The sequence below is a fragment of the Mycobacterium sp. URHB0021 genome, from assembly GCF_054057895.1.
Window position 1 is genome coordinate 2,099,015 of record NZ_JBSRZT010000002.1, and the last position, 25,959, is coordinate 2,124,973.

General features: G+C 64.1%; 24 protein-coding genes and 3 pseudogenes. 17 read left to right on the top strand and 10 right to left on the bottom strand.

Annotation, left to right across the window (positions count from 1 at the left end; translation table 11 throughout):
- The first annotated feature begins 69 nt into the window (after nt 1–69).
- The 4 genes from ACVWWN_RS12650 to ACVWWN_RS12665 all read left to right on the top strand — a co-directional run bounded on the left by ACVWWN_RS12650 (nt 70) and on the right by ACVWWN_RS12665 (nt 3,436).
- Nucleotides 70–657: a hypothetical protein gene (locus tag ACVWWN_RS12650; protein ID WP_457144204.1), complete on the top strand. Its 588-nt coding sequence runs from the start codon at nt 70–72 to the stop codon at nt 655–657.
- Nucleotides 654–1,826, top strand: a complete 1,173-nt coding sequence (locus ACVWWN_RS12655) for an ABC transporter ATP-binding protein (protein WP_457144205.1) — start codon at nt 654–656, stop codon at nt 1,824–1,826. Before ACVWWN_RS12650 ends, ACVWWN_RS12655 begins: the two co-directional genes overlap by 4 nt.
- Before the next feature lie 8 nt (nt 1,827–1,834).
- Nucleotides 1,835–1,981: a hypothetical protein gene (locus tag ACVWWN_RS12660; protein WP_457144206.1), complete on the top strand. Its 147-nt coding sequence runs from the start codon at nt 1,835–1,837 to the stop codon at nt 1,979–1,981.
- Between the two features lie 147 nt (nt 1,982–2,128).
- Nucleotides 2,129–3,436 (top strand): hypothetical protein, encoded by a 1,308-nt coding sequence (locus tag ACVWWN_RS12665; protein WP_457144207.1) that lies wholly within the window; start codon nt 2,129–2,131, stop codon nt 3,434–3,436.
- Nucleotides 3,437–3,503: 67 nt separating this feature from the next.
- On the opposite strand, the gene ACVWWN_RS12670 is transcribed toward ACVWWN_RS12665, so the two are convergent.
- Nucleotides 3,504–3,938 carry an ester cyclase gene (locus ACVWWN_RS12670; protein WP_457144208.1) on the bottom strand — a complete coding sequence of 145 codons (435 nt, stop codon included), beginning with the start codon at nt 3,936–3,938 and terminating at the stop codon, nt 3,504–3,506.
- Nucleotides 3,939–4,032: 94 nt separating this feature from the next.
- Here ACVWWN_RS12670 and ACVWWN_RS12675 point away from each other — a divergent pair, with 94 nt between their 5' ends.
- The gene (locus tag ACVWWN_RS12675) at nt 4,033–4,668 is read left to right on the top strand and encodes a DNA-3-methyladenine glycosylase I (RefSeq protein ID WP_457144209.1); all 636 of its coding nucleotides are present in this window, start codon (nt 4,033–4,035) and stop codon (nt 4,666–4,668) included.
- A gap of 12 nt (nt 4,669–4,680) precedes the next feature.
- Here the strand turns inward: ACVWWN_RS12675 and ACVWWN_RS12680 are convergent, their stop codons facing one another.
- Both ACVWWN_RS12680 and ACVWWN_RS12685 read right to left on the bottom strand, forming a co-directional pair.
- Nucleotides 4,681–6,054 carry an MFS transporter gene (locus tag ACVWWN_RS12680; RefSeq protein ID WP_457144210.1) on the bottom strand — a complete coding sequence of 458 codons (1,374 nt, stop codon included), beginning with the start codon at nt 6,052–6,054 and terminating at the stop codon, nt 4,681–4,683.
- 269 nt (nt 6,055–6,323) lie between these two features.
- Complete coding sequence (locus ACVWWN_RS12685) at nt 6,324–7,223, bottom strand: LysR family transcriptional regulator (protein WP_457144211.1); 900 nt, start codon at nt 7,221–7,223, stop codon at nt 6,324–6,326.
- 146 nt (nt 7,224–7,369) lie between these two features.
- Between ACVWWN_RS12685 and ACVWWN_RS12690 the strand changes: the two genes are divergently transcribed.
- A complete protein-coding gene (locus ACVWWN_RS12690) occupies nt 7,370–8,113 on the top strand; it encodes an SDR family NAD(P)-dependent oxidoreductase (RefSeq protein WP_457144212.1) in 744 nt (247 codons plus the stop codon).
- Between the two features lie 38 nt (nt 8,114–8,151).
- Nucleotides 8,152–9,009: an ABC transporter substrate-binding protein gene (locus ACVWWN_RS12695; protein ID WP_457144213.1), complete on the top strand. Its 858-nt coding sequence runs from the start codon at nt 8,152–8,154 to the stop codon at nt 9,007–9,009.
- A gap of 192 nt (nt 9,010–9,201) precedes the next feature.
- Here the strand turns inward: ACVWWN_RS12695 and ACVWWN_RS12700 are convergent, their stop codons facing one another.
- Nucleotides 9,202–10,038 (bottom strand): 2OG-Fe(II) oxygenase, encoded by an 837-nt coding sequence (locus ACVWWN_RS12700; RefSeq protein ID WP_457144214.1) that lies wholly within the window; start codon nt 10,036–10,038, stop codon nt 9,202–9,204.
- A 467-nt stretch (nt 10,039–10,505) separates the two neighbouring features.
- On the opposite strand from ACVWWN_RS12700, the gene ACVWWN_RS12705 reads away from it, so the two are divergent.
- Both ACVWWN_RS12705 and ACVWWN_RS12710 read left to right on the top strand, forming a co-directional pair.
- Nucleotides 10,506–11,441: a glycosyltransferase family 2 protein gene (locus ACVWWN_RS12705; RefSeq protein WP_457144215.1), complete on the top strand. Its 936-nt coding sequence runs from the start codon at nt 10,506–10,508 to the stop codon at nt 11,439–11,441.
- Nucleotides 11,442–11,988: 547 nt separating this feature from the next.
- Complete coding sequence (locus tag ACVWWN_RS12710; RefSeq protein WP_457144216.1) at nt 11,989–12,309, top strand: hypothetical protein; 321 nt, start codon at nt 11,989–11,991, stop codon at nt 12,307–12,309.
- Nucleotides 12,310–12,318: 9 nt separating this feature from the next.
- Here the strand turns inward: ACVWWN_RS12710 and ACVWWN_RS12715 are convergent, their stop codons facing one another.
- On the bottom strand, nt 12,319–12,903 hold the full coding sequence (locus tag ACVWWN_RS12715) for a TetR/AcrR family transcriptional regulator (RefSeq protein ID WP_457144217.1): 585 nt from the start codon (nt 12,901–12,903) through the stop codon (nt 12,319–12,321).
- Between the two features lie 58 nt (nt 12,904–12,961).
- Here ACVWWN_RS12715 and ACVWWN_RS12720 point away from each other — a divergent pair, with 58 nt between their 5' ends.
- Both ACVWWN_RS12720 and ACVWWN_RS12725 read left to right on the top strand, forming a co-directional pair.
- The gene (locus ACVWWN_RS12720; protein ID WP_457144218.1) at nt 12,962–13,513 is read left to right on the top strand and encodes a GNAT family N-acetyltransferase; all 552 of its coding nucleotides are present in this window, start codon (nt 12,962–12,964) and stop codon (nt 13,511–13,513) included.
- A gap of 102 nt (nt 13,514–13,615) precedes the next feature.
- Complete coding sequence (locus ACVWWN_RS12725; RefSeq protein WP_457144219.1) at nt 13,616–15,028, top strand: S1C family serine protease; 1,413 nt, start codon at nt 13,616–13,618, stop codon at nt 15,026–15,028.
- A gap of 36 nt (nt 15,029–15,064) precedes the next feature.
- Here ACVWWN_RS12725 and ACVWWN_RS12730 read toward each other — a convergent pair whose 3' ends face one another.
- Entirely contained in the window at nt 15,065–15,478 is a 414-nt protein-coding gene (locus tag ACVWWN_RS12730; protein ID WP_457144220.1) for a MarR family winged helix-turn-helix transcriptional regulator, read from the bottom strand.
- Nucleotides 15,479–15,531: 53 nt separating this feature from the next.
- On the opposite strand from ACVWWN_RS12730, the gene ACVWWN_RS12735 reads away from it, so the two are divergent.
- Nucleotides 15,532–16,644 carry an aldo/keto reductase gene (locus ACVWWN_RS12735; RefSeq protein ID WP_457144221.1) on the top strand — a complete coding sequence of 371 codons (1,113 nt, stop codon included), beginning with the start codon at nt 15,532–15,534 and terminating at the stop codon, nt 16,642–16,644.
- Nucleotides 16,645–16,677: 33 nt separating this feature from the next.
- Here ACVWWN_RS12735 and ACVWWN_RS12740 read toward each other — a convergent pair.
- Together ACVWWN_RS12740 and ACVWWN_RS12745 are read right to left on the bottom strand one after the other, a co-directional pair.
- Nucleotides 16,678–17,357 (bottom strand): annotated as a pseudogene (locus ACVWWN_RS12740) (hypothetical protein).
- Nucleotides 17,354–17,668: pseudogene (locus tag ACVWWN_RS12745) on the bottom strand (TetR/AcrR family transcriptional regulator); the annotation flags it as partial. The pseudogenes ACVWWN_RS12740 and ACVWWN_RS12745, both read right to left, overlap by 4 nt.
- A gap of 284 nt (nt 17,669–17,952) precedes the next feature.
- On the opposite strand from ACVWWN_RS12745, the gene ACVWWN_RS12750 reads away from it, so the two are divergent.
- From ACVWWN_RS12750 to ACVWWN_RS12765, 4 genes are all read left to right on the top strand, one after another.
- A complete protein-coding gene (locus ACVWWN_RS12750) occupies nt 17,953–19,428 on the top strand; it encodes a SulP family inorganic anion transporter (RefSeq protein WP_457144222.1) in 1,476 nt (491 codons plus the stop codon).
- 26 nt (nt 19,429–19,454) lie between these two features.
- On the top strand, nt 19,455–19,826 hold the full coding sequence (locus ACVWWN_RS12755; protein ID WP_457149107.1) for a MerR family transcriptional regulator: 372 nt from the start codon (nt 19,455–19,457) through the stop codon (nt 19,824–19,826).
- 44 nt (nt 19,827–19,870) lie between these two features.
- On the top strand, nt 19,871–21,430 hold the full coding sequence (locus ACVWWN_RS12760) for a flavin-containing monooxygenase (protein WP_457144223.1): 1,560 nt from the start codon (nt 19,871–19,873) through the stop codon (nt 21,428–21,430).
- Nucleotides 21,431–21,638: 208 nt separating this feature from the next.
- Nucleotides 21,639–22,424: a bestrophin-like domain gene (locus ACVWWN_RS12765; protein WP_457144224.1), complete on the top strand. Its 786-nt coding sequence runs from the start codon at nt 21,639–21,641 to the stop codon at nt 22,422–22,424.
- Between the two features lie 41 nt (nt 22,425–22,465).
- Here ACVWWN_RS12765 and ACVWWN_RS12770 read toward each other — a convergent pair whose 3' ends face one another.
- On the bottom strand, nt 22,466–24,400 hold the full coding sequence (locus ACVWWN_RS12770) for a heavy metal translocating P-type ATPase (protein ID WP_457144225.1): 1,935 nt from the start codon (nt 24,398–24,400) through the stop codon (nt 22,466–22,468).
- A 103-nt stretch (nt 24,401–24,503) separates the two neighbouring features.
- On the opposite strand from ACVWWN_RS12770, the gene ACVWWN_RS12775 reads away from it, so the two are divergent.
- Entirely contained in the window at nt 24,504–24,857 is a 354-nt protein-coding gene (locus ACVWWN_RS12775; RefSeq protein WP_457144226.1) for an ArsR/SmtB family transcription factor, read from the top strand.
- Nucleotides 24,858–24,871: 14 nt separating this feature from the next.
- Here ACVWWN_RS12775 and ACVWWN_RS12780 read toward each other — a convergent pair.
- A pseudogene (locus ACVWWN_RS12780) lies at nt 24,872–25,607 on the bottom strand (hypothetical protein).
- Nucleotides 25,608–25,959 lie beyond the last annotated feature (352 nt).

The following is a 25,959-nucleotide window of genomic DNA, read 5'->3' on the forward strand; positions in this document are numbered from 1 at the left end:
CCTTAACCTTAGCGGTTCACGGTAGGCAGTGATCAAGGCACGGCCAACGCCCGAAAGAAGGGGACTCAATTGGCCGACTCGAAGACGCCACGCGAGACGCCGTCTGCCCATCTGGTGCGGCGCAGCTTGGGCATGCTTCGACCGGTGCGCGGTCTCATGGTCGTTCTGGTCTCCCTCGGGATGGTTGCGTCGGCGTTGCCCTACATCTCGGCCGCGGCGTTCGGGCCCATGATGCAGGTCGTCGCCGACGCAGGAATGAGCGGAAACCTGAGCGGGGTATGGGAATTACGCGGGCCGCTGGTTGCCCGTGATGACGGTCTGCTTCGTTCGCTGGCCGGACCGGTGCCGTTCGCCGTGCTTCTGGGGACGTGGGCAGCCTCTCTCCTGCTTGCTCAGATGATGTACTTCGTCAACGCCTGGGTCGGATCGAAGGTCGACCGGGTGCTCCTCACGAACATCCGCCAACGACTCCACGATCACATCCAGACGCTGTCGCTCGACTTCTTCGCCGGCTCGAGCAGCGGTGCGCTGATCCCTCGTGTGACGATCGAATCCGCCCGGGTACAGCGGATTCTGACCGATTGTCTGTTGCCGCCACTCATCGATGCCGTCGTGCTGGCCGGGGCGATCGCCTACCTGCTGGCCATATCCAGATGACCGTCGCGGCGCTCGTCCTCACACCGTTGGCCTTGATCACGTTGAGGTTCGCGGGCCGCCACGTCCAGGCGGCCACGCAACGAGTGATGAACGCCGACCGTGCGATGGCGAATGAGCTCGAGCAGACGGCGAACGGCATCGCCGAGATCCAAATGTTCAATGCCCAACCCGTACGCAGCAAGCGATTTCACGAGGTATCGGAGAACGCGGCGAGGAGTTCGGCATCGATCGTGGTCTGGATGCAGGCCACGGCGAACGGGTGTCAGGTGTTCGTCGCGCTCAGTACCGTCGTCGTGCTGCTGGTCGGCATCGGGTTCAGCACGAGCTTTGGTCTCACGTTCGCCGGCCTGATGGTCTTCGCCGGCATGGTCCCGACGATGTTCGGCGCGGCGCAGCGTGTGATGGGTGCCTACACGATGTACCAATCGGTGGCGCCCAACGCGGCATCGACGTACGAGTTGCTCGACACCCGGCCGACGATTCAGGACCGCGCGGACGCGGTCCCGCTCGGCACCGTGCACGGCAACCTGGTGTTCGAAGACGTGGCCTTCGGCTACACGCCGGACCAGAAGATCCTCGACGTTCTGTCGCTGTCGATCAGAGAGGGCGAGACGGTGGCCCTCGTGGGCGGCATCGGGTCCGGCAAGTCGACGGTGTTCAACCTCGTGCTGCGGTTTTTGGAGCCGCAGGGGGGCCGAATTCTCCTCGACGGCCACGACATCACGTCAGTCACGATGGCCTCACTGCGTGAGCAGGTGTCCAAGCTCGCTCAGTTCCCGTTTTTCACCAAGGAAACGATCCGCGAGAACATCCGGCTGGCCCGGCCGGAGGCCGCCGATGCCGAGATCGAGCAGGCGTGCGAGCACGCGCACGTCCACTCGATCATCACGGATCCCTCGAAGCTGCATGACGGCTATGACACCGTCATGGACGTACAGGTGCCTTCGGGCGGCCAGAAGCGACTGATCGCGTTGGCACGCTGCCTGTTACGCAAACCCGAGGTTCTGCTGCTCGACGAACCGACGGAGAACCTCGACGCCGACCAGCGGGCGCGGCTGACCGGCAGATCCGCGACTATGCCCGCGATCGCACCTGCCTGGTCATCAGTCACGACATGGACTTCATCGCCGCCGTTGCGGATCGAATCCTGGTACTCGAGAACGGAATGATCACACAGGTGGGTGACCATCACTCGCTGATGGCCGGAGGCGGTCTGTACAAGAGGCTGTACGAGGCGCAGAACGTCGATCCCGGGCTGGTTTGCCCGGTGCCATCCGACACGGATATCAGCCGGCCGACGGGCGCTGTCGCGCCCGGGAGCTAGCGAACCTGCTCCCAACGGAAGCATGCCCCTGTATCCGACATCGCTGTCGCCTCCGACAATTTTCGCCGAGCCAGCCCGCGCCGAGCTACGTCGGGCTACTGTCCGGACAGCTTCGTCGGATTCGGATTCTCAGGGTTGGGGTGGCACATGGAAATTTCGCTGCGCCCGTGGCTTACCACGGGACTTGCGCTCGTCAGCGCGAGCACGATAGCGATATCACCGATCTCCCCCACGCCACGGACGGTGGAGACGCACGCCCCAACGGTTACCTTCGCGCCGGAGGTGCACCTCACGGCCCTCGAGATCCCCTACATTCTGACGTTGCCGATCTTGCGGCAACAATTCGCCAACTGGGTCGAGAACTGGGCGGTCTACCTGGGTGGGCTCGCGAAGTCGGGTGCCGGACTGGTCAATTCGTTCTTGGCGTTACCCGGAGTCACTGTGCAGATCGCCCAGCAAGTGCTGGCGCTGGACCTCGTGGGCGCCTTCAACACCATCGCTCAAGGGGTTCGCGATTCGGTGGTGGCCGTGGGACAGCCGTTGCTGGAATCGCTGATCTGGCGCAACCAGAAGTACTACGCGGAATCGTTGGCACTGGAGGCCGCACGGCCCCAGGCCTTCATCGACATCGCCAACGGATTTCTGGCGGCCGGGAATGGGGTCACGACCTCGCTGATCCAGGGCACACAGGACCTCGTCGCCGCCGTCCTCACCCTCAATCTGGGCAACATCATCGATGCCGCCGTCAATGGCACGAGGAATTTCGTCGTCTCACTCGGCGAAGGTTTCAGGTTGATCGTCGACGGGATCGAGGCCGCGCAGCTGGGGATCGCCACCGCGCTGGCCACCCCGCCGCCGCCCAGTCCCTTTGCGGATGACGCCGTCCTCAGCACCCGGAAAGCCGCCGACGCCTTCAGCCTTGCCCGGACATCGAATGTCCTCACGCTCGATACCGTTGCCGCGAGCGAGGATCCGATATCCAACTCCGGAGTCGACGACGTAGCCGAATCCGCAGACGGTCCGATGCTCAGCCTTGTCGAGGGTTCGACGGCCGTTACACCCGACCCCGTTGCTCCGGTACAGAACGGTCAGGAACCGACGACCACTGTGGGCGGTATTGAGGAAAATCCCGCCGAGGCCGAACCGCAGAACACGCCGGAAACCCCCGCCGCATCCGATGCATCGCCGTCGACCGACGTTGGGCAGGCTGGAACTGCCCCGACCCGCCTACCCAAGAAGCCGATCCACGCCACCACGGTCGTGAAGACACCGAAGCGGGTCGATCAGACCGTCGACAAGGCGACCGACGGATCCGCCACGGACGCCGCGGACACCGGCACCACCGGGCCCGTCAGCGGCGGAAAGAAGGACAGGGTCACGAGGCACGGCGCGGACGCTGCGGCGAAGCCTGCCGCCGGCACCGACGCGAAGCCTGCGGCGGACGCTGCCGCCTGACGCCGGGATAGAAGCCAGGGTCGCTAACCCAACGACTCAGCGGCCCTGGCCGTTTCGGCGAGTGAGGTTAAGGACTTGTCGGCAGAGCGCCCAACTGCTGCAGCAGTGAGTAGAGGTTGCCGACGCCCCAGTGGTCGGTAATCTGGCCATCACGCACCCGCATCGAATCGACAGTTTCGAAGTGGACCGCCCGTCCAGTGGGTGCCACGCCGAGGAAAGTGCCACGATGCGTGCCGTAGTAGACCTTGTATGTCGTGACGAGGTCACCGTCAACCGACTGCCAGTGGATCTGCGCCCGGAAGTCTGGAAACGCTTTTCGTAACCCGGCATAGAGCTCGCGGACACCCGCCTTGTCGGCACCGGCCCCTGGCTGCGGAGTGTGGTCGACGAAGTCGTCGGCGAACAACTCGTCGAACAGGTCGAAGTTGCCACCGCCCTGGACTTCCTCGGTGTTGCGACGGACCACGGTTTTGGCCGCCTCGCCAGCCTCGTTGATCGCCATTGTCGCCCCTCGATCTCGCGTACTCGGCACTCAATTCGTACAAGCGGACCGTGGTCCGATCTATTCCGGGGAGCGCAGCCGCGATGATGGAGCGATGAGGGCGATGTCGGGCATCGGCGTACCGGCGAACGATCCGATGGTGGTGCCGCACGGCGACGGCACCGTGCGATGCCGATGGGCCACGGAAACGCAGCCAGATCTCGTCGACTATCACGATCGGCAGTGGGGGACGCCGGTGCATGAGGAGAGGGGTCTTCTCGAGGCGCTCGCCATGACGTACTTCGAGAACGGCCTTTCCTTCGCCGTCGTGTTCGGCAAGCGTGAAGCGTTGAGGTGGGCCTTTCACGGATTCGAACCAGCCGAAGTCGCGGCATTCACCCGTCGGGAAATCGAGGCACTGATGCTCGACCGCACCATCGTCCGCAACCGCGCCAAGATCGAAGCCACGGTTCACAACGCACAAGTCATGCAGTCGGTGTCGCTGGACGAACTGGTGTGGCGGCATCGGCCCCGTCGGCATCGGTTACGAAAGCGGACCGATGGCAGAGTGCACAGCCCGGAGTCGCGCGAGTTGGCGAAGACCCTCCGGAAGGCCGGATTTCGGCTCGTCGGGCCGGCGGTGGCTCATTCGTTCATGCAGGCCGTCGGCGTGGAGAACGGACATTTCGAAGGCTGTTTTCGCGCCCAGCCGGAAGTACCGATCGAGTGGTTCGACGGACGCGTCAACTGACGCGTTGCGGCATCAAGATGACTCCGCCGCGGGTGTGCCGTGGTGCGACGGCGGGGTGCGTGGCATGGCAAGCACCGCGACGGCGGTTGCCACCGCGACGACGAGCACGCCCGTGAACACTGCGGCCGAACCCGCCTGGATGGCGGCCGGTCCGATCGAATGCACATCACCGGGGCCGAATATCGAGTTGGCGATCGCGCCGAACACCGCGACGCCGACGGCGCTGCCCAGTGAACGGGCGAACATGTTGTTGCCGGTCACGACACCGCGTTCGTTCCAGTCGACGCTGGACTGCGCCCCGATCAGGGTCGGAACGGCCAGGAACCCCATGCCTGCGCCGATCACGAAGCACACCACCGCGACGACGGCGACGTTCGGCCGATGTGCCATCGCCACCAGCACCGACGCCCCGGCGATCACCAGCGTGACGCCCACCACGGCGGTCTTCTTGAATCCCCACCGCAGATACAGCCTTCCCGCCATGCTCGCCGCGGCCGGCCAGCCGAGCGTCAACGCGGCCAGGGCCAGTCCCGCGACGATCGGACGGATGCCCAGCGAGCCTTCGAGATAGGTGGGCACGTAGGACGTCAGCCCCATCAGAAGGGCGCCGACGCCGAACGCGACGATGGTGGTCGCACAGAGCAGCCGGCGGGAGAACACCCACAGGGGCAGTATCGGCTCGGGGGCCCGGCGCTCCACGATGACGAACAACGCCAGCAGCACCGCGCCCACCGTGAACGCGCTGATGCTCGGCGCAGAGGTCCATGCCCAGGTCTGTCCGCCGCCGAGGACACCAAGCACCAGCGACGTCATCGCGCCCGCCAGAAGCAGTGCGCCCAGAGAATCGACCGTCCGATGCCGGGGTGTGATCGTCTCGTGGAAGTGCCGGGTGAACATCCACGCCGCAAGCAGACACAGCGGGATGTTGATGAGGAACACGCCGCGCCAGATCCCGAGCTGCGAGAAGACACCGCCCAGCATCGGCCCCACGACCGAGGAAATTGCCCACACACTGGCCAGGTAGCCCTGCACACGGGCGCGTTCGGACAACGTGTAGATATCCCCGACGATCGTGATCGCCGTGGGTTGGACCGCGCCCGCCCCGAGGCCCTGCACTGCCCGAAACACGATCAACGCCAGCATGTTCCACGCCGCGGCGCACAGGATCGACCCCACCAGGAACAGCGCGATCCCCAGCAGCAGGATCGGTTTGCGGCCGAAGATGTCGGAGAGTTTCGCGTAGATCGGAGTGGTAACGGCCTGTCCCAGCAGGTAGGCGGAGAACAACCAGGGGAATTGGTGGAAACCGCCCAGCTCGCCGACGATGGAAGGGATTGCGGTCGCGAGCACCGTCGAATCGATGGCGACCAAACCGGTACTCAGCATGACCGAGATCAGGACAGGTCCGCGCTCCGAGCGAAAACCCACCGCGGCTGTTGACGTCGAACTCACCGCCGGCTGATCCGCCCTTCCCGTTGTCTGCCCGGAGATCCAACGCACCCTGGTTCCGGCTTGCGATCGATGAATCTACGCCCCTCACCGAGGGCAGCGCTGCCCGAGGCGGGACGACCGACCCGAGATTGACGAACAGCATTCAGGCACCCCATATTCCCGGCTGAACATTACGAATGTCCTGTCAAACTGGTGGCCGGGACCTAATTGGCAGCGGCGAACTGTTTCGTGCAGTAGTCGCGAAAGGCGGCGGTCCGGCGGGCGAGACGCCCATGCAGCGTCACGGCCAGCAGTGCTACGGCAGGAACGTCGTCGGCGATGTCGAGTTCGCGGTATGGCAGTCCCTCGTAGCTGAGGTTGGTGCGGGACTGTTGCAGCAACATCGACCATCCGAATCCACGCGCGACGAGGGCGCGAACGCCTTCTACGCTCGAGGTCTTGTGCACGACCCGTGGCGACACCCCGGCTGCCGACAAGATGGCGCGATAGAAGGCTTCTCCGGGCGAGATATCGATGAGAATCATGGGCTCGTCGGCGAGGCCGGCCAACGTGATGCTGTGCTCGCCTGGGCCGACGAAATCCTCCGCTACAAGGACTTTCGGGCTGACTGTGAAGAGGCGATGTGAACTGAGGCCGTCGCGCACATCGAGGTCGTACATCAGAGAAACATCGCATCGACCTTGAACGAGCCAGGCCTGGACTTCGCTGGGCGTGCCCTCCAGGAAGCTGAAATCCACTGCCGGGTAACAGCTCAGGAATCCCGACATGAGCTGTGGAAGGAGCACCGGTGTGAGCACGGGGTCCAACGCAACCTTCAGCTCGCCCGCCACTGCGCCGCCGATGTCGGCGGCATTGCGCTCGAGTTCTCGCGCCCGTGCGACCAGCGACCGTAGTTCCGGCAGCAGCGCGGCACCCGCGGCGGTGAGCGTGACGCCCCGCGCCCGTACGCGATGCAGCAACCGCACCCCCACGATGTTCTCCAGCTCGGAGATGGCCACCGACACCGCCGACTCCGAGATCGGAAGGTCAGCGGCGGCCGCGGCGATCGAGCCTCGGTCGGCAACGGCGACGAAGTACTCCATCTGACGCAGAGTCATCCGCATAAACCAACTTTAATTCAGGAATTTCCGCTGAAACATCTGTTTGACGCAGGTTGTTATCTGGCAGAACACTGGGAATCGAGCCGAGCGGGTCGTTCAGTGAAGACGACGACGCAGGATGGGAACGGCACGTGAGAGGGATGATGACGATGGGTCGTGTTGCTCTGATCACCGGAGCGAGTCGGGGGATCGGTGCGGCGACCGCTCTGGTCCTCGCCGAGCAGGGGTTTCGGGTGGTGGTCAACTACCGCTCCAGTGCCGAGCAGGCGGACGAGGTGGTCCGCGCGGCGACCGCGGCCGGCGGTGAGGCCATGGCGATTCGGGCAGATGTCACCGAGGCCGACGATGTGGCCGCGATGGTGGACCAAACGAACGAACAATGGGGCGGGGTCGACGTGCTGGTGCACAACGCCTTGATCCCTTTCGATGTCACCTCGTTCGCCGATCTGAGCTGGGAGCAGCTTGGCGGCAAGCTGGATCGCGAGCTGCATGCCGCCTTCCTGATTACCAAAGCCGTTGTGCCAAACATGATTTCCCGAAGTTACGGTCGGCTGGTGTACCTCAGCACGGGGTTGTCCCGCCGTCCGCGCGACGGGATGATCAATCTGGGCGTCGCCAAGGCGGCACTCGATCAGTTCGTCCGCTACATCGCACTGGAACTGGCGCCGCACGGGATCACCGCGAACCTGGTCGCGCCGGCCACGGTCGATGAAACCAAGGTGACCGAGCAGTTGACCACCGAGCAGCTGCGCCATCTGGGCACATCCAACCCCATGGGGCGCCTGGTGCGACCCGCCGAGGTGGCCCGGACGGTGGCCTTCCTGGCCGGTGAGGAGTCCGGCTTCACCACCGGCCACTACCTGCCGGTCAACGGCGGCCTTGCGATGGACTGACGAAACAGCGGCGCACAATTTCGGGAAGGAGTTCGGCCGTGCCGACTATCGATCTGACCTACGTCGGACATGGCTACCACGAGGAGCTGGTCGCCTATGTTGCCGATCAGGAGGGCTATTACGAGGATGAAGGCGTCCACGTTGCCATCCGCGACGGAGTCGGCTGGGAAACCGAGCGCGTGCGCCGCGGTGCCACGATCGGCCTGGGCCGGGCCCTGTTGTCGAGGCTGACCGACGGCATCGGCTGGACAATGCTCAGCGTCAACACCCATCGTCCGCTGTTCTGGTTTCTCGGCAGCGCCGATGTCGGGTCGATGGCGGATCTTCGCGGGCGCCGCCTCGCCGTTCACGGCGCCCACACCGCGCCCGGGTGTTTCGCCCGGATCGTCCTGCGCAAGCACGGCCTTGATCCCGACCGCGACCTGGAATGCGTGGCGCGGCTTCCCGGTGATTACCAGATGGACCTGCGACGGCTTCGGGACGGCTCCATCGACGCCGCCTACGTAGGCAGCACGCTGTCACCCGAACAGGTCGCCGAGGAAGAAGGGTTTCATCTGCTGGCCTGGGTCGGCGACCACTTCCAGATCCCCACCGTGGGCGTCGCGGTGGACCCGACCCGCATCCCGCTGGACAGCCCCGCGCTGCAGGCCCTGGTGCGGGCCAACCGGCGGGCCCTGCGGACAATCGCCGAGCAGCCTGCCCTGGCCGTCGACTACGTCGCCGCGTTCCTCAACCGGCTGACGCGGGATGAAGCGCAACAACACTACGAGCGTTACATCGCTCCATACTTCACCGCCGACGGCGACGTGGACCTCGACGTCGCGCGGCAGGCCATCGATGCGGTCGCGGCCGAACTCGGGGTTGCGCCAGTAGCCGCAGACGAGATCTATCAATGAACGACGGTGGCCTCGCTGATTGCTGGTGACGGTGTGTCGGTTATTCAGCGGGCGGCGGGCAGCCCATAGACACGGTGAGGACAGTTGCGGCGATGACGATGGCGTTGAGATTGAACGCGCTCGCGCGCTGATGCCGGCGACGAGAGCGCCTGCGGCCTAGCAGATATCTCGCCAGAAGCGGTAGGCGTCTACCTAATCGATCTTCGGTTTGGGAAGGTGGCGGCGAATGGCCAGCGGCACCCAATCGCCGATGGCGTGCTGAATTCTGACCTTGCGGTCGACTTTGTCCGTCGAATTCGGACGCACCTGAAACTGCGTCGTACGCAACGGAACATCCGCCAACCCTTCTTCTGGGGCGGTGTAGTAGTAGAGCGCCATCGATCGCCGGGACCGGTCAGGCGGGCAGTTGAGGGGGTCCGGGTGTCCGTGGTAACTGTCCAGCGCGGTGGTGAAGACCACAGCGCGCCCAAGTTCCGGAAGAACCGAGACCTCACGCGCCGTCATCCCATGGTTCCACAGTTCGAGCGTGCCGCCGTACTCCGGTGACCAATCGTCGTTGAGGTACACCAGCAAGTTCAGCTGTCTGATCAGTCCGAGTTGCTGATGGAGGTTGAAGTCGGCGTGGACGCTCAGGTGCCCGCCGCGCTTGGTCTCGTGTAGACCGCCGCCCGCGTAGCCGGGATCGGGGATCAGACCCTTGAAACCGGTCATCGCCTCCAGGAACGCCACGAACGCCGCGCTGTTGAACAGGGCGAACAAATTGTGCGTAGTGGCGCCGGTCCAGTCCTTCGGGCCGTACTGATACTTCAAGCGCTCCTGAGAACGGTTGTAGTAGGACTTGTCATCTGAACCTGGGAACTCATCGAGGACCTTGCGAAGCACCGCTTGTTCGATGAAGTCGTCGAGCACCACGTGAGGGAAGGGCTTCGCGGCCGTGTACCGAGACTTGAGGGCCGCGCCTTTCCGGCGGCATTCCTCTTCATCGAGCACAAGGAATCCACCGCGATCGTGAAGGTCGAGAACCGGCATGACGTCACTCCATTTGTGTTCCATTGGCTCGAGTAGGTGTGTTGTAAAGCCCGCTCGACGCCTGTCCACAGCGGACAGTAGTCGACCGTTTCGATGATCGACAGTCGTGGCCGGCAGTAGTGACGCAGGCTTGCGAATGAAGCACTCGACCGCAATGGCCGACGCGTTTGCTCGCATACGTCCGCCCTGCTTAGTTTGCAGGCTCTTCTGGTGTCGAGGAGATGTGCTGAGCGTGGTCATGGGCACGTGGAGTGAATTGTCGGCACTCATCGACAATTCGCGTCGTCGCTCGGGATAGACTCAACTTCCACGGGCGACGCAGTCATTTGCTGGTCGTTGCGCGCGCGACGGTAGAGCGAATGTCGCCTGATATGCACCCAAGGTGGATGCCACTCGGGCGGCGCCATCACGGACGATTGACAAGGGCACAGTGAAGATCGACATTCGGACCGCGAGGCTGTCGCGCCATGTCTGACGAAGCAGAGGTATCCGGTCTACCAACCGTGTCGGTTTGCATTCCGACGTACAACAGCGCCGAAACCATCGTTCGGTGCCTAAACAGCATCCTGAAGCAGGAGGGAGTGGACTTCGAGATCGTCGTAGTCGACGACGACTCTTCTGACGACACGGCGGTACTCGTCTCCGGTGCGCTGAGGCCAGGAGATCGCTTCTTACGCAATGCCCATCGCCTCGGATTGGTCGGCAATCACAACCGCTGTATCGACATGGCCCGCGGCAGGTATGTTCAGTTCGTCCACGCGGACGACTGGTTGCTTCCTGGGGCTTTATACGCGTTGTCGCACGAGCTGGATGCATGCGGTGGTGGAATGGCGTGGGCGCCAAGGAAGGTCGTTACCGAGGACGCTGAGTGGCTAAGGAAGTACGGCGCGCACTACAGAAAGTTCTGGAAGCTGCGTCGGCGCAATGATGGACGGCGAATCGCCACGCAGGTTGCGCTTCTGGGTGTCCCCGACAATTGGGTCGGCGAACCGACGTGCGTGATGTTCCGGCGGCAGTTGGCCATCGACGCTGGCCGGTTTCGAGAAGACATCTATCAACTGCTCGATCTCGACTTGTGGCTGCGACTGATGGTCAGATCAACGGTTTGCTTCCTGCCGCGCGAATACTCTGTGCGTGGCCACACCGCCGATACGGAGACTGCGCGCAATGCCGCCACCAAGCGCGACTGGCTCGATCAGCTACGAGTCATCACGACGTTGGTGGTGGATCCAGCGGCGCCTACTGTCATCCGGGCAATCAGTCTGGCGTGGTGGCTGCCCATGTGGGTGCGGGCCATGATCCAGAGCGTGGCCTATGGGCCGCAGCGATTACTGCGTCTTAAGGCGGCGGCGGCGGCGCCGTTCCGCGAATTCGGACGCGCGAGATCCATTTTCTGCGGCTAGATGTATAGGGGCGCCAGGCTGTAGGTGCCTTAGCCCACGCCAACGGTGATGTGAATGCAAGACTGTCCGGTTGTTCGTCACGCCGAACACCTCGGTCCGACCAGAGCGATCACGGGTCGTTCACTGAATGGCTCTCTACAGTGGCGCAATCTGTGAAGTCATGGGACCGTCCAATTGGGTAGCGACGCACGGGAACGATCGGGTTCGTCATCGAAAGTAGCGGCGCTGTACGCTTCTTGGTCCTCATAGGACAATCGGTTTCGAAAAGTTCCAATATCGGCTCGTTTTCTGTGAATGATCGCTGCTCCGGCAGCTCGCGACCGAACCGCGGCGCAGAGTGTTCGATTTATGGGCGGCCCGTAGACCTTCCACTTCGACGGCTACTTCCGCGCGCCACAGTTTGATTGCGAGGTCTGGCAGCTACGACGATGGCCTCGATGATTGCCGAAGCGCGACGGGCCTATGGGTCAAGCATTACGCTTCGAGAACCCGGCCGCAGGAAGGTATGTCTCGAGCGGCCCGACGAGAGAGAGCGCGGCACCAATTCATGACCGGATCAAAGCGCACGGCACTCATCACCTCGGGAAAGAACGCGGCGAGAATTCTCGCCGCCGGTACCGTCATCGCAGGCTGCTCGCTGGGCTTGGCGGCCCAGGCGGTTGCCGACAACTGTGACCCCTTCCTCTTGTCGATGACGCCACAGCCCGTTCTGTCGTGTCTCCCGCCGCCGGAGCAGGCTCCGCCGGCCGAGGCTCCCGTGTCGGAGCCGGTCAACGACGTCGCGGGTCCGCCACTGCCTGCGGAAATGCCGCCACCGGGGGATCCCTCGATGCCACCGCCATCGGATCCCTTGGTGCCGTCCCCCTAGGTCGGCGATCTAGTGATCCAGCAGGACGACCTGGTGTTTGACGGCGGCGCCGGTGCGGTGATCATCTCCGGTAGCCAGTAGGTCGAGCAAAGCGCCCCGCAGGATTGCGAGCGCCAGTGTGCGGCGGGCGATGCCCACCTTGCTGCGTTGTTCATTCGGTGGTTGGTATTCGGCCAGTACGGTAAGCCAATCGTTGACCGTCGATTCGGCGAAACCGGTCCACACACCACCCGGTTCAACCAGGGAACGGGCGTATGCCTCGGTCCACAGTCTCAGTAGTGGACGATGCGCTTCGTCGGCCAGCCACTCCCATACCTGTTCCATCGCGGCACTCAGACCGATGCGGGCACGGCCGCCGTTCCGTCCGAGTTGATTCAGCAGTGCCAATTCGTCCGAGCGGGCACGCGCCAGCAGTGCCCTGACCAGGCCGTCCTTGTTGCCGAAGAGGAAGATCAGCACGCGCGGGCTGGAGCCGATGGCGGCCGCCAGCGGGCGCAGCGAGATGTCCGCGATGCCGTGTTCCAGGGCGTAGCGATAGGCGGCTTCCAGCAATTCAGTGTGCCGAGCGGACGGGCTTGTTGCCTGTTCGGTCATCTTGGTAGTCTACTGAAACACTTGTTTCAGTAAATGTGAGAGCACGGGAAGCCAACCCATGTCCCAGCAGAACGTCGCACAGTCGCGAGTGAGGGTGCGCACAGCCGACCGCGCCGGTGATCTCGGTTGGGTGGTGATGGCCCACGGCGAGGTTTATCGGGAACAGTTCGGATGGGACGCCTCGTTTGAGGCTCTGGTCGCCAGGATCGTCGCCGAGTACCACGAGGATCGCGACGAAACCCGGGAAGCTGCTTGGATCGCCGAAGTGGACGGTAAACGCGCAGGATGCGTCTTCTGTGTTGCGGGAAACGAACCTGACGTTGCGAGATTGCGAATCCTGTTGGTCAGGCCCAATGCTCGAGGTCTGGGCATCGGCACTCTTTTGGTCAAGCAGTGCCTCGACTTCGCCCGCAAGGCCGGTTACCGCCGGATCACCTTGTGGACCAACGATGTACTGACCTCGGCACGCAAGATTTACCTGGCCTTCGGCTTCGTTCTCGCAGACGAAGAGCCACACCACAGCTTCGGTCACGATCTGGTCGGCCAGAACTGGACGTTGGGCCTGTCCCGATCGCCGAGCAGTAACGAACACGTCTCGGCCGCAACGTAAAGTCTTGGACTGCGCAGATCATCCTCTCAGCCGGGTCTCAGCCAGCTAATGCAGAGTTTGACTCACTACTTTGCTATCCGAACTTGACGGGAAGAACACGCTATGAAGAAACGCCCGCGGTCCTCACGGCGAAAACCGGACTATCCATCAGCCTCGAGCCACCCTGTGCCGCAGCATTATTCGGGCTACCCGATGCGGAATTCGTATCAGCAGCCCTACGACTGGCGCTACGCGACGCAGACAGCCCGACCGCCGCAGGATCCCTACCGCGATATGCGTCAGGCCGATTCGGCGCCGACCGCTCCGATTCCCAAGGTGCGTAAACGTTCTCGAGTCGGTGCCGCCATCTTCGGGGCCGCTGCGGTAGCCGTGACGTCCGGCACTGCCGGTGCGCTGGTGTTGGCGGGCCAACATCACGATGCGGCCCCTGGCATTGCCGCGTCGGCGTCGTCGGCTCCTACTCAGCCCGATGTCACCCAGCCGAAGGCCGGGCTGCCGTCCGGTTCGGTGGAGCAGGTCGCGGCGAAGGTGCTGCCCAGCGTGGTGAAGCTTCAGATCGATATGGGACAGGGAAGCGAAGAGGGGTCCGGCATCGTGCTGAGCCCGGATGGGCTGATCCTGACCAACAACCACGTCGTCGCCGCCGTCAGCGGCTCCGCAGGTGCCCAGGAGGCGCCGAGTGGACTGGGTGGGTTGGACGATCAGTCCTCGCCCGATACCGAGGGACCTTCGGGTCAGGGTGCGCAAGCCACCGTGACGTTCGCGGACGGCCGCACCACGCCGTTCAGCGTGGTCGGTACCGATCCAGACGATGACATCGCCGTCGTTCGCGCACAAGGTGTTTCGGGACTGACCCCCATCGCGCTGGGATCCTCGAAGGACCTGAAGGTCGGACAGAACGTCGTGGCCATCGGTTCGCCGCTCGGCCTGCAGGGCACGGTGACGACGGGCATCATCAGCGCGCTCGACCGTCCCGTCACCACCGGCGACCCGAGCACCGGCCAACATTCGGTGATCAGTGCGATCCAGACCGACGCTGCGATCAACCCGGGCAACTCCGGCGGCGCCTTGGTGAACATGAACGGCGAACTGGTCGGTGTCAATTCGGCGATCGCGTCGCTGGGCGGCGGGGGCGGGCAGGACTCCGCGGGCGCGCAGAGTGGCTCTATCGGCCTGGGCTTCGCGATCCCGTCGGATCAGGCCAAGCGCATTGCGGACGAACTCGTCTCGACCGGGACTGCGACCCACGCCTCGTTGGGTGTACAGCTCGGTAATGAAATCAATGCCAATGGGGCGGCGGTCGCCGCGGTGGTCGCTGATGGGCCGGCCGCGGCAGCGGGGTTGCCGGAGGGCGTGCTGGTTACCAAGGTCGACGACCACGCGATCGACAGCGCTGATGCGCTGGTCGCCGCGGTGCGGTCGAAGGCTCCCGGGGACAACGTGACGCTCACGTACGTGGACGCCTCCGGTGCGTCCAAGACCGTGCAGGTCACCCTCGGTCAGACCGCGACGTAATCGGGCCCGATGACCGAGCCGGTCGGGCGTGGGTGGTCAAAGAATGTGTTCGAGTAGGTTCTTGAGCTCTTTCTGTTGTGATCTGGAAAGGCGTTCCAGGCGCTTTCCGAACGCGTCCGACAGGAGCGAGAGACCTTCTTTGGTCGCTTGACGCCCGGCCGGTGTGGTCTCGAGGCGGTGGCGGCGCAGGTCGGCCGGGTCGATCTGCCGGCGCACGAATCCGGCGGCCTCGAGTCGTTTGAGGTAAACCGTCACCGTCGCCTTGGGCATGCTCAATGTCGTCGCCAACTCGGCAGGGTAGGGATGCTCACCGATCTCGGCGAGTAGGAACAGCGCTTTGGGGTCGAGGCCCAACGCGGTGATGTCGGCCTCGACGGAGGAGATCACGGACAGCAGCACCCGGTAGTTCAGCGACCAGATCTTCGCCGCGTCGTCCCGTGTCGTCGACATTGCCACCTAGATTGTTCAGAGCTAGATTAGTTCATAATTGAACTAACACACCTATGAACAATCTATCAGAGGGGCGCGCTGTGCCTTTGGATCACTACGTGACACTCGGACGATCTGGTCTTCGCGTCAGCCCGCTGTGCTTGGGGGCAATGACATTCGGCGAAGACCTGGGCTGGGGATCCAGCGTGGAGGAGTCCGAACAGATCATCGACCGATTCGTCGATCTCGGTGGCAACTTCATCGACACCGCCAACTTCTACACCAAGAGCCATTCCGAGAAGATCATCGGCGACCACATCGGGCGCCATCCCGCGCGCCGCGATCGCCTGGTGCTCGCCACCAAGTTCAGCGGCAACCTGTATCCGGGCGATCCCAACGGTGGCGGCTCGGGCCGCAAGTCATTGATCAACGCCTGCGAGAACTCGCTGCGGCGCCTGCAGACCGACTACATCGACCTGTACTGGCTGCATATCTGGGATGCCAACACTCCTATCGAGGAGACGATGGCCGCACTCGACGATCTCGTTCGGGCCGGCAAGGTGCGCTACCTCGGCGTATCGGACACCCCGGCGTGGAAGATCGCCGAAGCAAATCTCACCGCCCGTTTCCGCGGCTGGCCGTCGTTCATCGGGCTACAGATCGAGTACTCACTGCTCCAACGCACGGTCGAACAGGAACTGGTCCCGATGGCCTCCGAATTCGGCCTCGGGATCACGCCGTGGTCACCGCTCGGTGGCGGCGCGCTCAGCGGCAAGTACACCCGTAGCAACGCCGGCCAGGGCAAGGCCGACCGCGCCTCTTTGATCGAAGGGTCCCTCAACGAGAAGACCTACGAGGTCGTCGACGAACTCGAGATCATCGCCAAAGCGCACGAGACCACGGTCGCCAGTGTGGCGCTGGCGTGGCTCCAGGTGCAGTCGGCCGTGACGTCGATCATCATCGGCGCGCGCCGGCTCTCGCAGTTCGAGGAAAACATCCGCGCCCTCGACGTGAAACTCACCGCCGAGGAACTCGCCCGCCTCGACGACATCACCGCGCCGACCTTCGGATTCCCGCAGACCATGCTGCCGATGGCCCCGGGTCTCACCAACGGCGGAACGACGGTGAACGGTGTCTCCGCGCCGATCTCGGACTACGTGATGCCCGAGGGCGACCGGCCCTACTGACGCGCGTGCTCGACGTCGTCGGTACGCAGGCACTCACGGGTGCGTGACGAGGTACGTCTCATTGTTCAGGCCCGCAGTCAGTTCCTCGACGTCAAAGGGCGGTGGAGGCGGGCACGGAGCGCACGGGGTCGACGAGGAAACTGATCTCGACGGTCTGGCGTGCGAACAGCCGCCCGATGCGGGGGTAGAGCCGGCGCATCACGGCTCGTTCCGCTGATGTACACCGGGATGCGCAGTAGCCGACGTGGCCACCTCGTCGGTGAGAATATCGCTGGAGAGAAGCTCGATTCTTTCGGCCACCTCGGGTTCATCGGCGAACAGTTGCCTGCCGACGCGGCGCAGTTCGTCGAACATCACGCAGCCCGCCATCTCCGCGGCCCCCACGAAGACGAACCCGAGCCGCTCCGGGAGAAACACCCCGATCTTGACGAACTGTCGCATCACGAACGGCGGGGGCACCACCCGGAACGTCAGGTCGACTTCCCGGTGGCGAGCAGAAACAGCATCTTCCTGTCCAGGCCGGGCTCGGGACGCCGGCGGCGCAGGTGGCGGAGAAAGGTCGGTCGATCCGCGGGGTGGATCGACCGGACGGGGTCGGTCTCGAGAGCGCCGAAGAACTCTTCGCGATTTGCCAAGCGCCGGTTCGGCAGATCCGCGTCCCCGTGGCGCCGCTTCAAAAAGTCTCGGTAGCCGTCGACTCCGTTGCGGTTCATCGTGATTCCATTCCTTTGACAATCGTCGTCACGTACCGGACCAACAGGGCCTTCGCCGTCGCGGAATCGTGAGCGCCGGTGGCCAGCAATGCGAACAAGCCGGTTAGGAAGAACACCGCGAGTTCGCTCGCGTCCGCCTCGGGCGGGACGCGACCGGCATCCTGTGCATCGCTGATCGCGGCGAACACGAACTCCGCCAGCGGATGCTCAGTGAGTTCGTCCTCGACCGGCCGGGTCGAGGAGAAGTGCAACCCCAGCATGTCCCGGAAAACCGCCGGGCCCAAACGACGTTCGGCGGCGAGTACATGGGCGCTGTGGCGCAAGGAGAGCGTGGTCAGGCCAGGTGAGTCAGCCCACTCAATTGCTACTCTCACCTGAGGCGAGAGTAGGGTTCGTTTCGGGAAGTTGCGTGACCCCACCGAGACGGTCGCAGGGTCCAATGCGTTGTTCGCATCGATGCGACGGCCCGAAGTTCCCCGAACTCATCCCCGGTGGGCATCATCGTGCGCACTCAATCGAATGGAATGCCTTGTCTGCTCAAGAGACTTCGCCGGCGTCGGATGTGCGCGAGGCAGGAGGTCCGAGTACATCGGTGATGGCGGCAGTCAGGTCGCCGAGGCGTCTCAGGACGGAGGTACTCGCCGGTCTGGTGGTGGCTCTGGCGTTGATTCCGGAGGCCATCTCGTTCTCCATCATTGCCGGGGTCGATCCCCGGGTGGGATTGTTCGCCTCCTTCACGATGGCGGTCACCATCGCGATCGTCGGTGGCCGTCCCGCGATGATCTCGGCGGCCACTGGCTCTGTTGCACTGGTCATCGCCCCACTCGTTCGTGAGCACGGCTTCGACTACCTGATCGCGACGGTGCTGCTGGGCGGCGCGTTGCAGATTGTGCTCAGCCTGTTGGGTGTGGCCCGCCTGATGCAGTTCGTCCCACGCAGCGTGATGGTCGGATTCGTCAATGCGCTGGCGATTCTGATCTTCCTGTCGCAACTGCCGTACCTGATCGGCGTGCCGGCACTGGTTTACCCGTTCGTCGCGATCGGTCTGCTGATCATCGTGTTCCTGCCGAAGTTCACCACGGTGGTTCCCGCTCCACTGATCGCCATCATCGTTCTCACTGCCGCCGCACTTGCCTTGAACGTGCACATTCCCAATGTCGGCGACGAAGGCGAACTGCCGTCGAGCCTGCCGACGCTGTTGCTGCCGCAGGTACCCGTCAATCTGCACACGTTGTCGATCATCGCCCCTTACGCGTTGGCGATGGCATTGGTCGGGCTGCTGGAATCGCTGTTGACGGCCAAGTTGGTCGATGACATCACCGACACTCACAGCGACAAGTCCCGCGAGAGTTGGGGACAGGGCGTAGCCAACATCGTCACCGGTTTGTTCGGTGGCATGGGCGGTTGCGCGATGATCGGTCAGACGATGATCAACGTGAAGGTGTCGGGCGCCCGCACACGAATCTCGACGTTCCTGGCCGGACTGTTCCTCCTGGGACTCGTCGTCGGACTCGGCGACATCGTGGGCTTGATTCCGATGGCGGCGTTGGTTGCGGTGATGATCATGGTGTCGGTCGGCACGATGAACTGGCACAGCATCATGCCGTCCACGCTGCGCAGGATGCCGCGTAGCGAGACTCTGGTCATGCTCGCCACCGTGGCTGTCACGGTCGTCAGCAACAACCTGGCCTACGGCGTCATCGTGGGTGCGCTGACTGCGTTGGTGCTCTTTGCGCGACGGGTCGCCCATCTCGTCACGGTGCAGAAGGTGGAGGCGTCCGAAGGATGCAGCGATGCCGCCCCCGAGACCGTGGTTTACCGGGTGACCGGCGAATTGTTCTTCGCGTCCAGTAATGACCTGGTGTACCAGTTCAATTACGTAGACGACCCACGCAACGTCGTGATTGACATGTCCGAGTCACACATCTGGGGCGCCTCCACCGTCGCTGCCCTGGACGCGGTGACCACGAAGTATCGGGCGAAGGGTAAGCGCGTCGAAATCATCGGCCTCGACACCGACTCAGCCGATCGGCATGACCGACTCTCCGGAATGCTTGGCGCGGGACATTGAATCTGCGTGATGGTGGCGACGTGCAAATGCAGATCGGGCAGGTCGCCGCGCGCACCGAGCTATCCATCACCACGGTGCGTCACTACGACGAGGTTGGCCTCGTCACGCCGTCGGCTCGCTCGGCCGGCGGCTTCCGCCTCTACACCGAGGCCGACGTCGAACGGCTCCTGGTGATCCGGCGGATGAAACCGCTTGGATTCACCCTTGCCGAAATGAAGGACCTGCTGGACTCGCTGGAAGTACTTGCCGGCGAAGGAACAACCGCGAAACGGCGCGCAACGGCAGCACGTTATCTCCACGAGTGCCGGTCCAAGGTCGATGAGAGCGCTTCGACGCTCCGCAAGCATCTCGCGTATGCCGAGGAGCTCAGCGGACTGCTCTCCGACCGGGCTGATTAGGCAGACCGCGCCAAACCAGATCGCGGCCGTGCGACAGTTCCCCGATGACGGGAAGTGTCGCGGTGATCGGGGCAGGGCCGGGCGGGTTGGTGGCTGCGCGGTGGCTACTCGCGCAGGGGTTCGAGCCGACCGTGTTCGAGCGCGGCCAGGTTCTCGGCGGGCAGTGGGCGGGAATCGCCGGCCAGAGCGGGGTATGGCCGACGATGCACACCAACACCAGCCGAGTGTTGACCGCCTTCAGCGATCTCGAACCCGAAAGTGATCTGGTCTTCCCGTCGAGTCATGCGATCCTCGATTACCTGCATCGCTACGCCGAAACCTTCGGCCTCGGATCACGTATCCGGTTCGGCGCCCCGGTGGATCTGATCAGCCGCGCCGACGGTGGATGGCAGGTGGATCACCGCGGTACAGGAGAGCTTTTCGACCGAGTTGTGGTGTCAACCGGCAGATTTCACAAACCGGCCATGCCGGCGGTCCCTGGGCTCGACACCTTCACCGGCGACGCCGGAGTGACGTCGACCTATGACTACCGGGAGCCCTCTCGATATCTCGGCAAGCGTGTGCTGGTGGCAGGCAGCGCGGTCAGTGCCCTCGAGATCGCCGCCGAACTCACCAGGCTCGGCGCGGCCCGTGTCGTGGTCACCCAACGCCGACAGCGCTACGTGTTGCCAAAGTTCGCCGCCGGAGTTCCATCGGATCACCGGATCTTCACCCGTTACGGCACCCTCGCGAACGAGGTCCTGCCGCCGGCGGAGATCGACAGGCAACTCAAGGAGATCGTCGTCGAGGCCGGGGGCAGCCCTGAGCAGTACGGCGCCCCGGAGCCTGACCCGTCGCTGTTCGTCGCGGGCGTCACCCTCAACCAGGAGTACCTGCCGCTGGTGGCCGAGGGTCGGATTACGGTGCGTCCGTGGATGAAGACAGTCGCGGGACGGACTGTGACGTTCGCCGACGGGCGCGCAGAAGAGTTCGACGGTATCGCCTTCGGCACCGGATTCGACTTGAGCCTGCCCTTCCTGAGCGAGGAAATCCGCTCGGTTCTCGACCTCGACGCGGTGCACATGGACGCGGACCGATACACCTTCCACCCCGATGTCCCCGGCCTGGCCTTCGTGGGTATGTGGGATCAGTCGGGCGGATATTTCGTGCCGTTGGAGCTGCAGGCCCGCTGGATCGCATACACCTGGGGTGGCGCGATTGCGGCAACGAGCGAAACGGACCAGCGTTCGTTCATCGCCGGCTATCGGTCGAGGCGGGGCTTGTCGCAGAAGACCCGGATGAACCTTGCGGCGCTGACCTTCGCTCGAGCGGCGGGCGTCGAGCCGCACCTGGACAACTGGCCGCAGCTGCGCCGCGCCCTGCTGTTCGGCCCGCTCGCGCCGAGCAGTTTTCGGCTCGAGGGACCCGACGCGCTAGCCGGCGCTCCAGCCCGATTCGCTTGCGACGCCGCTGCCTTCGGCGCCATCACCGCGAACGAGATGACCTCACGGGAGCGGCACTACTGGTCGCTGGTGCAGACGAGCGGCGCCGACATTCGGGCATCCACAGATCAGCGACAGCAGTCGGGGTCCAGCACCGAACACAGCGCCCCCAGCGAGTCATGACGTGCTCGCCGATTCCGACACCTTGGCAGCAATCCCGAACTGATGGCCGGCGGATGCTCCTGCTGTTGGCGGAATGTGGCCAGCCGGATCATGGGAAACCGGGCCATGTCGGGACGTCGTGACGAGGACTTCTCTTGGATCAACTCGGCGTTGCGACGAAGAGTTAGCGGCATGCCCCAGGAATGATGGGCCGAGAGGAGGGCGGCCAGTGAGTCGTTGGATGGTGAACGTCATCCCGGCCTGGGTGCTGCTCATCGTCCTGATCGTTGTGATCGCCGGCGGGGCGGTGCTCATGCAGACCTATGTGCGGCGTCGGTTCCCCGGCCTCACCGGCGACGAGCACAACGACGTCATCAAATTCACGTACGGCTTCATCGGATTGGTCTACGCGTTCTTCATCGGATTCGTCGTATCGGCGATGTGGGGCCAAATCAACGCCGCGGACGGGAATGCCCGAGCCGAAGGCGCGGCGGCGGTGCAAATGCGCAGGGACGCAGTGGTATTCGAACCCGCGGACAGAGACCGAATTCACCGGAGTCTGCTGACGTTCGAGCGGGCGGCGATCGCCGAATGGCCGCGCGCCGGCGCCGGTCGATCGCCTGAAGCCGACACCGCCCTCGCCCGCCTGTACACGGCCTACGAGCAGGTTCAGGCGACGACGGACACCCAGAAAACGCTGCTCGCGACGTCCTTCTCCAACCTCGACAAGGTCAGTCAGGCGCGCACCGTACGCATTCTCACGGCCCGCGACGACGTCGGCCCACCGTGGCCGCTGTGGGTGGTCATCTTCCTCGTGAGCGGGATGGTCCTCGGCACCGTCGTCTTCTACGGCGTCGAACGACCCGTCCTGCACTACCCGATGGTCGTCGTCGTCGGCGTCATCGTCGCCATGAATCTCTTCCTCATTCTGGAACTGTCGCATCCCTACCTAGGCGCAGTGGGGACGACCTCGGAGCCCCTGCAAGAAGTCGTCCGCTCGCTGTCTTCCGGATAGTGCCACCCGAGCGACATCGACGTCGACGCGAACCGAAGCGATCAATCGCGCCAGGCGCGGGAACTCAGCAAGCGCAGGCCGTTGAGGGCGACGATGATCGTGGAACCTTCGTGGCCCGCGACGCCGAGAGGCAGGGGCAGGGTTCCGAGCAGATCCCATGCGACGAGTGTGGCGATGAACGTCGCCGCGATCGCAAGGTTGGCGACGACCACACGGCGTGCCCGCCGAGCCAGCGCGACGACAGCCGGGATGGTGCCGAGCTCATCACGAACCGTGACGGCATCGGCGGTCTCCAACGTCAGGTCGGCTCCGGTGTGTCCCATGGCGATCGAGGCATGCGCGGCCGCCATGGCCGGGGCGTCGTTGATGCCGTCTCCCACGAACAGCACGCGATGGCCATCGGCCTGGAGTCGACGCACCGCGGCGACCTTGTCGTCCGGCAGGAGGCCGGCGCGAAGGTCGACGATGCCGACCTGGGCGCCCAGTCGGTCCGCGGCACGCTGGTTGTCGCCGGTCAGCAGAACCGGCGGGTTGGAGGTGATGGCCTGAATCGCAAGAATCACCTCATCGGTCCCATCGCGAACGGTGTCGTCCAGTCCGAGGATCCCGACGGGCAGCCCGTCGACGACCACGACGATTGCCGTTGATCCGGCGTTCTCCAGATCGGTGGCACGGGCCGGCGGATCGCCCGCGAGTGCTCGCGGGCTGACGACCTCGACAGCACTACCTCCGACGCGAGCCCGCACTCCGCGTCCCGGCTCGGCCTGGAACCCGACGGCTGCCGGAATGGCGATACCGCGTTGACGAGCGGCCGCGACGACGGCACGGCCGAGTGGATGCTCGCTGAATTGTTCTGCAGCAGAGGCGATTTCTAGTATCTCGTCAGAGTCCGGGTGCTGATCGCTCAGAGTGACAACGCTGCTCAGTCGCGGAGTGCCTGTGGTCAGGGTGCCGGTCTTGTCGATGGCGACCAGGGTCGTGTCCGCCAGATGTTCCATGGCGACCGCAGATTTGACGAGGACACCGTGGCGTCCGGCGTTGGCGATCGCCGACAGCAGCGGCGGCGTGGTGGCCAGCACCACCGCGCACGGCGAGGCGACGATCATGAACGTCATCGCCCGAAGCAGCGTGGACTGCAGATCCGCTCCCAGGGCCAGCGGGATCGCGCACATGGCAAGCGTCGCCACCACGACGCCGACGGAATACCGTTGCTCGACCTTCTCGATGAACAGTTGCGTCTTGGCTTTCGTGCCGGAAGCCTCGGCGACGAGGGTGACGATCCGGGCGACCACCGTATCCGAGGGATTCTGCGTGACCCGGATTCGCAGCACGCCGGCACCGTTGAGCGTGCCCGCGAACACGTCGTCGTCCATCGTCTTGCCGACTGGCAGTGGTTCGCCGGTGATCGAGGACTGATCGACGTCCGACGAGCCGCCGACCACGATCCCGTCGGCCGAGACGCGCTCACCGGGTCGCACGATGACGAGGTCGCCCGCCCGGAGGTCCTGTGCATTCATCGATCGTTCGGTGCCATCCGCGTCGATCCGGGTCGCATGGTCTGGTGCCAGGTCGAGCAGTCCCTTCACCGACGCCTCGGTGCGTTGTGTCGCGGCATCTTCCAGCGCGCCGGAGGTTGCGAAGATGACGATCAGCAACGCGCCGTCGAAGACCTGCCCGATGCCCGCAGCCGCGGCGGCGGCTATCACCATCAAAAGATCGACGTCGAGTGTCCGAGACCGTAAGGCCTGCACGCCTGCCCAGGCCGGCTGCCATCCGCCGCTCACGTAGCACGCCAGATAGAGCACCCACCAGATCGCCGAGGGGGCATCGAGCAGTTGGGCGGCGAGTCCAGCCAGAAACAGGCACAAGGCGACCGCGGCCCACCGCACCGACGTCACGGACCAGAGTGCGGATACGCCCAGGCGGGTGGGTGCTGCGACGAGTCTGCGCGTCGGTCGCGCCGTCACGGCAGTCATCGAACGGACCTCCGCCTGCTGATCGACATAGCTCGTACATGTATACATGTACAGCTCTACATATGTCATTTCCTGAGGGCCGGGCCGTGCTTCAATTGAACACATGGGACACGGAGTCGAAGGCCGCGCAACGCCTCCGGCGACCCTCGATTCTGCCTCGGCGGGCAAGGTCGCCGAGACGCTGCAGGCGCTGGCGTCCCCGAACCGCTTACTGATCCTCACGCGGTTGCGCCAGTCACCCTGTTCGGTGGGCGACCTGTCGGCCGCGGTCGGGATGGAGCAGCCGGCGGTTTCTCACCAATTGCGACTGCTGCGGGCGCTCGGCCTGGTTGCGGGTGACCGAAACGGACGGACCATCGTCTATCGCCTCTACGACAATCATGTCGCCCAGTTACTCGACGAGGCCGTTTACCACATCGAGCACCTGCGCCTCGGTGCCACGGAAGCCCCCGCCTGATACGAGGGCGCTGCCTATCGGTCGGACCGGGTGAACCACTTCGTCTTGGTGCGCCACGCGTGTGCCGAAGCCAGCGCGAAGCCGGCGCCGCACGTGCAGGCGAAGATCCAGACGAGGGTGCCGCCCTCCAGCGCCTGGATCGGAGTGACGAACGCGGTGACGATCCGCACCACGCACGCCAGCATGCCGGACGCGCAGGCGGCGATGTACCAGGTTGCGATGAACCGGGATCGCTCGTCCTTACGGAGGACCAGCAGGGCCCGCGCACCGTAGCCCAGCAGTTAGATGAGGGTGCCGCACAACAGCAGCCAGTAGAGGCTCAGCCCGAGGTCGGTGGGGACCACGAAGAAGTCCGACCGATAGACGGTCGCGCCGTTGCCCATGGAGAACGTCGCCAACAGTAACGGGACACACAGCGTCGCCGGAATCTCGACGTGGCGTTTGAACATCAACTGCATCCTGTTGTCGTCCGCGGGCCGGCCGATCGCGTTGTAAACGATCGCCGACGCCGCGACGACGTAGCAGTCGTGGCCGAGGCAGTCCTCGAGGTTCCACTTTCCGGTCAGGGCGTGCAACCCAGTGGCCGATGGTTTCCGACGCGAACGGCGACATGAGAAACACGGCGGCGCCATGCAGCGCGATGTTGAGTGTGGCGGCGACCTCCCACCGACACGTCCAGGTGACAGGGCGTACCCACAGGCTCCAATCCGCGTAACTAAGCGTGATCGCGATGAGAGTTGCCAGCGCCATCCGCACGTCCCCCCAAGTCCGTGTCGGTACTCAACCTAGTGCGCAGCAAGCGTCCGGAACGGCCCCGCGGATAGGAAATTTGCAGAAAATTTTATTTGCGCGGAACATGATCGTTCCATTTGCGGAGGTAGCAGTGCATGGTTGCCAGCTTGTGACAAACGGCACGTCTAACCCTGTTATACAACTGTTATCACCCATATTGATGAGATAGCTCGGCTCGGGCGGAACCCCCCGTACGGAAGTTCGCAGGGGATGCGGCGGATGTCATCTGCCTATAACATCTGGCGCGTCAGATTTCCTGCGTCATGTAGATCGTTCAGAGGACAGGGGGTGAACCAGCGAAGTGTGCACC